Origin of the sequence: Bartonella sp. ML70XJBT.G (assembly GCF_028618575.1) — a bacterium.
Classification (GTDB): domain Bacteria; phylum Pseudomonadota; class Alphaproteobacteria; order Rhizobiales; family Rhizobiaceae; genus Bartonella.
This window is the reverse complement of the sequence record NZ_JAQITA010000077.1, coordinates 1-1283: the sequence shown is the minus strand read 5'-3', so window position 1 is coordinate 1283 and position 1283 is coordinate 1. Positions and strand designations below refer to the sequence as shown.

Sequence of the window (1283 nt, the reverse complement as noted above, 5' to 3'; positions counted from 1 at the left end):
ATTTCCATCAGTGCTAAAGGCGGTATAAGCTCTACACGTGACTTGCCGTCATCATTCTTATGGGCTTCATTTGCGTTCTGTGAACGTATAAAAACTCTATTCTTACTGCCGTATTCTTGATGCCCGCAAACATCTGCATTGCCAAAAATATAGGCTTCGCCATAGGCTTTCACCGCACCGTAAACTCTTGCCGTATCAAAAACTTTAGCAGATTCTAAAACACAAGCCCCGCCAAAAACATGGGCTTTTCCATAAATTTCAGCATTGTCATAAACCCAAGCATTGTCATAAACCTCGGCAAAGCCATAAACCTTGGCAAAACCAAAAACATCGGCATCATTATAAACCTTGGCATCACCAAAAACCTTGGCACCACCAAAAACTTCAGCATTGCCATAAACCTCGGCATTGTCATAAACCATTGCATGACCAGAAACCTCGGCACAACCATCAACATCGGCAAAACCATAAACCTTGGCATTGTCATAAACACGAGCGGCACCAGAAACCTTAGCACTGTCGTAAACTTTGCCACCCATATAAACTTCAGCATCATTATAAATCCAACAATCGCCCTCATGACTTAAATTATCTTCATCCTCTACAAAGCCGCCAAGATCACCTTTCTTGACATTTCCAAAATCTCTTAATGCTCTAATCCTATGAAGTGTATTGAAACCAACTTCGATTGTCTCATCAGTCAATTCGTATTTCTTTTCCATGATTATTGCCCTATCTTAAAACAGTGTTATTTTGGGAAACTTCTGTATTGCCGGTTACTTTGGCATTGCCATAAATCTCAGCCCACCCATAAACATGTGCATCACCATAAACTTGAGCATCATCAAAAATACGGGCACTGCCTGAAACCTTAGCACAACCATAAACCTTGGCATTGTCATAAACACGAGCTGCCACACCAACACATGCTTGCCCACAAACAAAAGCATCACCAAAAACATGGGCGCAGTCATCAACCTTGGCATCACCACAAACCTCGGCATTGCCAAAAACCTTGGACCTACCCAAAACCTCGGCATTACCAAAAACATCGGCATTACCAAAAACATCGGCACGATCATAAACTTGGGCATTATGATAAATACGAGATTTCCCATAAACCCTTGCACCATAAAAAACTTTGGCATCATCATGAACCTCCGCATTTTCATAAACTTGTGCAAGGATATAAACACATGCATCATCACTAACCCAGCAATTGCCTTCGTGACTTAAGTTACGTTCAAACTGTATAAACCCACCTAAATCACCTTTTTTGACAT

2 protein-coding genes are annotated in these 1283 nt (G+C 41.3%); both read right to left on the bottom strand.

All coding sequences use genetic code 11. The features are described from left to right. A partial coding sequence (locus PVV64_RS10370) for a hypothetical protein (RefSeq protein WP_273760904.1) occupies positions 1–722 on the bottom strand: 722 nt, incomplete at its 3' end. A gap of 10 nt (positions 723–732) precedes the next feature. Continuing rightward, positions 733–1283, bottom strand: a 551-nt coding sequence (locus tag PVV64_RS10365; protein WP_273760903.1) for a hypothetical protein, incomplete at its 5' end; no start/stop codon positions are given.